At 67.1% G+C, this 3782-nt stretch carries 3 protein-coding genes; 1 reads left to right on the top strand and 2 read right to left on the bottom strand.

Annotation, left to right across the window (positions count from 1 at the left end):
- Window positions 1–337 precede the first annotated feature (337 nt).
- Together CM1CMNOD_RS14910 and CM1CMNOD_RS14915 are read right to left on the bottom strand one after the other, a co-directional pair.
- The gene (locus CM1CMNOD_RS14910; RefSeq protein ID WP_043603803.1) at window positions 338–736 is read right to left on the bottom strand and encodes a PPOX class F420-dependent oxidoreductase; all 399 of its coding nucleotides are present in this window, start codon (window positions 734–736) and stop codon (window positions 338–340) included.
- 459 nt (window positions 737–1195) lie between these two features.
- On the bottom strand, window positions 1196–1852 hold the full coding sequence (locus CM1CMNOD_RS14915; protein ID WP_013874429.1) for an RDD family protein: 657 nt from the start codon (window positions 1850–1852) through the stop codon (window positions 1196–1198).
- A gap of 194 nt (window positions 1853–2046) precedes the next feature.
- Between CM1CMNOD_RS14915 and glnA the strand changes: the two genes are divergently transcribed.
- On the top strand, window positions 2047–3471 hold the full coding sequence (gene glnA, locus CM1CMNOD_RS14920) for a type I glutamate--ammonia ligase (RefSeq protein WP_013874430.1): 1425 nt from the start codon (window positions 2047–2049) through the stop codon (window positions 3469–3471).
- Window positions 3472–3782 lie beyond the last annotated feature (311 nt).

A 3782-nucleotide genomic window follows, 5' to 3' on the forward strand; every position in this document is an offset into this window, starting at 1 on the left:
TCGCCTGGGCGAAAATTCGGGGACCCCTACCTCGAGGGCCGGCCGCCACATGGGGTTCGCAATCTCCCCCGGAGATCGCGAACAAGAAGCACTCCCACCCTCACCCCAGGCCTCCCCCACGCGCTCCTTCTCCAGAGCCGTCGCCGGGCCACCGCCCACCACTGATCGCCGGGCCACAGATGCGCGACGGCCCGCGGCCGGGCCACCGCGATCATCACAGGACAATCCACCCCGCAAACCATCCCAAACAGCACGAAGGATGTGAATGCGCTGCTGTCGGAGCAGCACCGCATTCACATCCTTCGGGGCGTCCCAGGTTCGTCCCGCGGGCCGCGAGCTATCCGTTGGCGACGATGCGCCGCGGGGTCAGCGTCAGCAGGACGCGGTTGTCGGTTGGCGCCGGGAACGTCTCCAGCGTCTGGCCGTAGTGCACGAGCAGGCGTTCCAGGAACGACGTGTCGCTGGTGTCCTCAAGCGTGACGTCGCCACGCACCTCCAGGGTGCGGAACGGGTTGGTGGGATCGATCAGGAAGAGGGTCGCCTGGGGGTGGTCGACGACGTTGCGGTACTTCTGCCGCGACCGGTGCAGCGACGTGCGCACCACGTCGCCGTCGAGAAGGAACCAGATGGCCGTCGTCTGCGGGTAGCCGGCGGCGCCGACGGTCGTGAACGCGGCCGCGCTCGGCGTCTCCAGCAGATCACGATGCGTGGCGGGAATGGAAGTGACGTCGGACATTCTGTCAGCTTGCCTCAGCCACGGCTCCTCGTACCAGCGAGACCCGAACCACTCGCGGCCAACCCAGCGCCTACGCATCCCGACTGTCCCGACCATCCCGACCACCGCAAAACAAGCCCGCCGCACGAACCGGTCCCGAACGGCACGTACGAACGATGTGAGTTTGCTGCTGTCAGAGCAGCAGCGCATTCACGTCCTTCGGGGGTTCTCAGGACGGCTGGGAGGGTGGCAGGTACGCCCGGGACTGCGGGTGGGAGGCCGCCGCATGCCGGGCCCGTACGCGAAGATCGGCTCATGTGAGGAGCCGCGGGGCCCGCTCCGCGAGAGTGGGCATGGGAGATCCTGCCCTGGGGCAGGTCCCATCGCTGGAGAGTCCGCTCCGCGGGAGCGGGCGTGGGGGCGTTCGTCCGAATCCGGACGAGGGCGACGTCAGCCGGTTCGTCCCACGGGCCGATGCGTTTACTCCGCGGGTCGATGTGTGGGCCTTTGCGCTCCGGGGTCGGGACGACGCCTGGGCCTGGGCTGTGCGGGGTCGGGACGTCCGGGCTTGCGCTGGGCGGGCCTGCGCTGCCCGGGAGCGGGGCGGTCGGCTCCGCCCCGGCCGGGGGTACGCTCGGCTCCGTTCCGGCCGGAGGCGGGATGGCCGGAGGTGGCGCGGGCGGGGTCGCGGATGACCACAGTGCCGGCCGCGCGGTCGTGGGTGCCGCGCAGGTCCCGGTCCCAGATGAAGGCCGGTACGGCCAGGGCCAGCAGCACGGTACGGACCGCGCTCCAGAACCATCCCGCCGGGCGGTGGTCGCGTACCCGGATGACCCGGACACCGAGCATGCGCATCCCGATGGTCTGCCCGTTGACCGCGATCAGGATGAACTCCTCCAGCAGGAAGGCGAGGTAGACGGCGAGCCCCCGGGCGTTGACGGAATACCGCAGCCCGAACAGCACCGGGACGCCGACCAGCAGGTTGGCGATGATGGCGTCCACCGCGAACGCGGCCAGCCGGGGACCAGCGCCGACCGCCGAGCCGGGACCGTCCGCCGGCAGGCCGAGGCGGACGCCGGGCGGGGTGTCCCGGGGAAGTTGCGAACCTTCCAGCCAGTTTCCGAGTGCGCGTCCCACGGCGTAAGCCTATGCCCGGTCCCGCTCCCGGCGACCGCCCCGAAAATCCAGTCGCCCAGAGTAACAATTTCCTGCTGTGTTACAGTCGCGAAACGACTTCGTCATGTTTGCGGAACCATGCGGCGTTACGGTCCGCATCGGGGCATGGCGTATCCTTCCTATCCACACGGCCATGAAGCTCCCTTGGAGGGTGGATGTTCACAAACGCCGAGGACGTACTTCGCTACATCGCGGACCAGAACATCGAATTCGTCGACGTTCGCTTCTGTGACCTTCCTGGGATTCTGCAGCACTTTACGATCCCGGTCGAGGTCTTCTCCGCGTCGGTGTTCACCGACGGCCTGATGTTCGACGGGTCCTCGATACGCGGGTTCCAGGCGATCCACGAGTCCGACATGCTGCTGCTACCGGATCCGACCACGGCCTTCGTCGATCCGTTCCGTGAGCACCCGACGCTCGCGATAACCTTCTTCATCCATGACCCGATCACTCGGGAGGAGTACTCCCGGGACCCGCGCAACACCGCGAGGAAGGCCGAGGCCTACCTGCGGGGCACCGGTTTCGCGGACACCGCCTACTTCGGCCCGGAGGCGGAGTTCTACATATTTGACGACGTACGCTACGACTACAATCCATATGGCTCCCTGCACGCCGTGGACTCCGTCGAGGCGGCCTGGAACACCGCCCGTAAGGAGGAGGGTGGGAACCTCGGCTACAAGCCCAGGTTCAAGGGGGGTTATTTCCCGGTTCCGCCGACCGACCACTTCACCGACCTGCGCTCGGAGATGACCCGGACCCTGATAAGGGCCGGGGTCACCGTCGAGATGCAGCATCACGAGGTGGGCACCGCCGGGCAGGCGGAGATAGACATTCGTTACGACACTCTGCTGCGGACCGCCGACAACCTGATGCTCTACAAGTACATCATTCGTAATGTCGCGGTCGCCCGTGGCAAGACCGTGACCTTCATGCCGAAGCCGCTCTTCGAGGACAACGGCTCGGGGATGCACGTCCACCAGAGCCTGTGGCAGGGTGACGAGCCGCTGTTCTACAGCGAGAGCGGCTACGGTGGCCTGTCGGAGCTCGCCCGCTTCTACATCGGTGGGCTGTTGCACCACGCGCCGGCGCTGCTGGCGTTCACCAATCCGACCACGAACTCCTACCGACGGCTGGTGCCGGGCTATGAGGCACCGGTCAACCTGGTCTATTCGGCGCGTAACCGTTCGGCCAGCTGCCGCATACCGCTCAGCGGCGTCTCGCCCAAGGCGAAGCGGATCGAGTTCCGGGTCCCCGACCCGAGCTGCAACCCGTACCTGGCCTTCGCCGCGATGTTGATGGCCGGCGTGGACGGGATCCGTAACAAGATCGAGCCGCCGGACCCGATCGACAAGGACCTCTACGACCTTCCCCCGGACGAGCTGGCCGCTGTGCCGCAGGTGCCCGGATCGCTGGAGAAGGTACTCGACGCGCTCGAGGCCGACCACGAGTTCCTGACCGAGGGGAACGTCTTCACCCCCGACCTGATCGAGACGTGGATCGACTACAAGCGCAAGAACGAGGTCGACGCGATCCGGCTCCGGCCGCATCCGTACGAGTTCCAGCTCTACTACGACATCTGACGGACGTCTGACGAACATCTGGCGAACGTTCGACCGGACGACCGACCAGACGTCCGACGGGACATCCGACGGGCGGGGCCGGCGGCGGGAACATCCCGCGCCCGCTCCGCCCGTCCGGTGATTCGACCGCCCGCCGCCGCGGCCGGGCCGGCCGGACCGCGGCGGTCGGAGCGGCGAAGAACAAACAAAACAAACATGGTCGGAACACCGGCGGCGGGACGTGGGCATGGTCGTGTCGTCGCCGGTCGTCCGGATGGCTGAGAACAGTTCCGGAACACCCGGGAAAATAAATTGACCGGAAATACGTGCTT

It is taken from the genome of Protofrankia symbiont of Coriaria myrtifolia, assembly GCF_900634755.1.
Lineage (GTDB): Bacteria > Actinomycetota > Actinomycetes > Frankiales > Frankiaceae > Protofrankia > Protofrankia coriariae.